Annotated in this window: 4 protein-coding genes; 1 reads left to right on the top strand and 3 read right to left on the bottom strand. The window is 46.6% G+C overall.

Going from position 1 to position 3969, the window contains the following annotated elements; translation table 11 throughout:
* The coding region (dnaJ, locus tag ACTXGO_RS10745) for a molecular chaperone DnaJ (RefSeq protein ID WP_443574443.1) at nt 1-740 on the bottom strand (740 nt) is incomplete at its 3' end.
* A 320-nt stretch (nt 741-1060) separates the two neighbouring features.
* Between dnaJ and ACTXGO_RS10740 the strand changes: the two genes are divergently transcribed.
* Nucleotides 1061-1714, top strand: a complete 654-nt coding sequence (locus ACTXGO_RS10740) for a DUF2939 domain-containing protein (protein ID WP_443574441.1) — start codon at nt 1061-1063, stop codon at nt 1712-1714.
* 246 nt (nt 1715-1960) lie between these two features.
* On the opposite strand, the gene ACTXGO_RS10735 is transcribed toward ACTXGO_RS10740, so the two are convergent.
* On the bottom strand, nt 1961-3031 hold the full coding sequence (locus tag ACTXGO_RS10735) for a disulfide isomerase DsbC N-terminal domain-containing protein (RefSeq protein WP_443574439.1): 1071 nt from the start codon (nt 3029-3031) through the stop codon (nt 1961-1963).
* 398 nt (nt 3032-3429) lie between these two features.
* Nucleotides 3430-3969 (bottom strand): 16S rRNA pseudouridine(516) synthase (locus ACTXGO_RS10730; RefSeq protein ID WP_443574437.1); only part of this gene is annotated, 540 nt, incomplete at its 5' end.

Below are 3969 nucleotides of genomic sequence, written 5' to 3'. Positions count from 1 at the left end.
TCGCCGTTTTGTACGCCTGCGCCGCCAGCCTCGCCCTCTCCTGCTAGGCGTACGCGGTCACCATCGTCAACGCCTGCTGGGATAGAGACTTCTAAATTGCGCGCTTTGTCTTTGATGCCGTTACCATGACAGTCAGGGCATGGGTTCTTGATTTGCTTACCGCTGCCGCCGCACTGCGGGCAAGTTTGCTGTACAGCAAAGAAGCCTTGCTGCATGCGAATCTGACCTTGACCGTGACAGGTCTGACAAGTGACGATGTCTGAGGCATCTTTTGCGCCTTTACCATCACAGGTATTACAAGGCGCAGGCGCAGTAAAGCTAATCTCTTTTTTGCAGCCCCGTACCGCTTCTTCTAAAGTGAGCTCGATAACGTAGCGAAGGTCAGAGCCACGGCGGGCGCGACCACCGCCGCCGCGCGACTGACCAAAGATATCGCCAAAATTACCAAAAATATCGCCAAAGATGTCTTGGAAATTACCGCCTGCGCCGCCAAAGCCGCCACCGCCCATGCCGTTTTCAAATGCAGCGTGTCCCATACGATCGTAAGCTGAGCGCTTGTCGGCATCGCTTAATACTTCATAAGCCATTGATGCTTCTTTGAATTTTTCTTCAGCATCAGGGTCATCAGAGTTGCGATCGGGATGATATTTCATCGCCAATTTACGGTAGGCTCGCTTTACCTCTTTATTATCTGCTGTTTTGCTGATGCCTAATATCTCATAAAAATCGCGCTTACTCATGGGCTCTCCTATCGTCATGACAGTATCTGCTCATAGCTATCTACAACTGACACTCTTTTTTCTTAGCAATATTTGCTATTAATAAGAATATAGGTTTCACATGAAACTCATACCTCAAGATAAAAAGGGAGTTGATAGATATTTATAGCAGGTACTGCATAACCAAATCAGTTATTAAAAGTTTGCGCTGTTTATGGAGATGATAGGCTTATTTATCAAGCTGGCAGTCGATAGATTTTTTATTGATGCCATATCCTCTTGTGGCATGCTAATATTTATCGCCCTATTTATTTTTAGATGCTCAAGCAGGTCACACCCTTATGAAAAAGCTGACTACCCTTTTATTGCTACTTATCGTCATTGCTATCGCTGTGTATGCAGGCTCGCCCTACTATAGCGCTTATCAGCTCAAAAACGCTTATGACGACAAAGATGGTGCGACTATCGCGGCTGCCATTGATTATGAGCAGCTGCGACCAAGTATTCAGACGCAGCTGACCGATGATTTTGCAGCGACGATGAATGAGTACCCGCTAGTCGCAGAACTGGGCGGCGATGCACTCAGCCAAGCGGCAGATAACTTTATTGCTCAGGCAGTAGACGGCGCTATCACCCCGCAAAACGTTGAGAGGCTCATCAACACTCAAGGTCAAGCCAATTCCGCCACTAAGGAGCTAGCGGCGGCTTGGGCGATCGCTAGCAATCAAGTCGATTTGCGCGGTCTGATTCAAGACCTTATTATTCAGCGCGGTGATATGAGTGCAGTGATTGCCAATCAGACGCAGCTGGTCATGGACAAGCAAGCAAACGAGCTTGCTCAGCAAGATGCGCAAGCTGGTGATAAGCCCGTATTAAATTACTGCGGCATTAATTGCTTTACGATTAGTGGTCAAGTCAAAGGCTATCCTATGACGATAAAGATGGCGCGCAATGGCTTTATTGAATGGAAAATCGTCGATATAATTTTGCCTTAGTATTGCTCTAGTAAAAAAGACATACAAACCGCCCCATAAGAACGGCTTATGGCGCGGTTTTTCCTTCGATCATAGTTGATTCCAAATAAAACAAATACATCATACGTCAACGCGGAACGGGTATAATTTTTCTGGCGTGCTGTACCTGCGCTGCTCAATGCGGCGTAACATTCATTCTAGTCCCACTGTATCGCTTTTATACTGGACTCAGTAGATTTAACATTATTACTTTTTTTACTGTAAAAACTATTCTACGCCCAAAAATTCCAAAAACTCAGGACTCTCGAAACTTGCTTGATATAAGACGCCATCTTCGCGATAAATTGCAGGAGTGGCTATCACTGCCAGTCCCGCGGCCTTCTCACGGTTAGGCGTCACATAATCGGTGCTACAACCAGCAGGTGCTGGGGTCATCTGACCGTTTAGCATAGCGCTATCTAACGCTTGGCGGCGACTTGCCTCACCAGACTGACACCAAATACCGCGCATCTGCTCAGGTGACTGCTCATAGATAGGATAGCCAATCGTTTTCACGGTAATGCCCTTTTGATTTAGGCTATCCATCTGCTTGTGTAGCCTACGGCAATAGGGACAATTGACATCCGTTGCAACATAAATCACTGCTTTTTGTGTGGTCGTTGCTGGATAAGTAATCAGTTGCGCCTCATCTAATTCGTTAAATACCGATAAGTTTTTGCGGGTTTCAAAGTTTTCATCGAGTCCAGTAAATTGACCGTTTTCGATAACCGATATCTCCCCATCTGTCACGTATTGCGCATCGTCAGAGACCAAAAACGGTACGCCTTCTAACGTTGCACCCCAAATGACGCCAGGCACTGCTGTGTAATAGAACGGCGTTTTGGCGCTCATATTGGCAAGCGCACTCATATTGGCAAGGAGCGCTGACTTGACCGCACTGCTGATTGGCATACCGACTTGCGCAGCACTGCTACGCGTAGGCGTCTGGGTCACGACGCGCGGGCTTGGGTTTTTTTGCAAGTCGCCTTGGATGACGTATTTGGCGTCTGCGGTGATATGGAGTGGCGGTTGTCCAGCCAGATCGACTTGATACATATTTGGCAAATTAGAAGGTGCAATCGATGTAATCTCAACCTTGATACCCGCCTCGCTTAACGTTTGACGGATACGGGTATCCACCGCTTGGCTCACTGAGCTGGCTTGAGTATGGCTTGACTGAGAGACGCTACTTGTCGTCGATGTGGCAGGTTCAGCGCAAGCACTTGTCGCTAATAAAAGAGCGCTGACGAGACCAATTGCTTTATATAAAGGCGTGGTTTTGATTGTGGGTAGCAGCATAGCGATTGTCCTAACACAATGGAGTAGTTGCTAGAGTCGGCTGTGGTCAGAGACGCGATAACATTAGCAATTACTATATAAAAAAGTAGATTAAAAGATATCAGGACTTTAGCACATAAGCTAAATTTGGGAAGGGTGACGCGGCTTATTTTGCAAATCGCTACCTGAGCTTAAGGGAGGCGCAATATAAATAGATAAAATGAGGTAAAAATCTTGTATGGTTAGAGAAGCGTAACCTGAAAGTCTTTGAAACAAAGTGCTGCTTTGTTAGACTTGCAAGGAAAATTTTTTAAATAAAAATTTTAAAACGACTAGCAGGTGGGTTACGTTTTATTGAAATTCTTTATAAAAATTCCATAAAACTAACCACACCCTACGTAAGATTAGTTAAATGACTTCTAAAACTTAGCCACTTCATCGGCAGTCAAGAAACGACTATCGCCGCGCTCTAACCCGTCTAAAGTGATATGACCGATACTTGCGCGGTGAAGCTCGGTGACGCGATTGCCAAAGTAGCCCATCATACGTTTGACCTGATGGTATTTACCTTGCTCCAAAGTCAGACGTGCATGCGTCTCATCTATGAACTCAAGAGTAGCCGGTTTAGTCGGCTCATAATCGCCTTCTAACAAGATACCTTCGCTCACCTTTTGAATAGTTTTAGCTTGCGCGTCCTCATCCATAGGATCAGCTAGGGTCAGCTCATACACCTTGGCATGCTCGTGCTTGGGACTGGTCACGCGGTGCAGCCAGCCGCCATCATCACTAATGAGTAGCGCGCCTGTGGTATCAACGTCCAAGCGCCCTGCAATACGCAAACTACCCAGCTCTGGTACGGCGATGAGTTCTGTGACGATAGGGTATTCCTTGGCCTTTAGCGTACATTCAAAGCCTTCAGGCTTATGCAGCAAGATATAGCGATTGCCTGTCGCCACCGA

It is taken from the genome of Psychrobacter sp. T6-1 (genome assembly GCF_052258445.1).
Note: the sequence above shows the minus strand (reverse complement) of the source record. Positions and strands in the feature narration are given on the sequence as shown.

What these genes read in the sequence shown, in the direction of transcription:
- ACTXGO_RS10740 (WP_443574441.1), top strand. Translation starts at nt 1,061, where the DNA reads ATGAAAAAGCTGACTACCCTTTTATTGCTACTTATCGTCATTGCTATC.
- ACTXGO_RS10735 (WP_443574439.1), bottom strand. Translation starts at nt 3,031, where the DNA reads ATGCTGCTACCCACAATCAAAACCACGCCTTTATATAAAGCAATTGGT.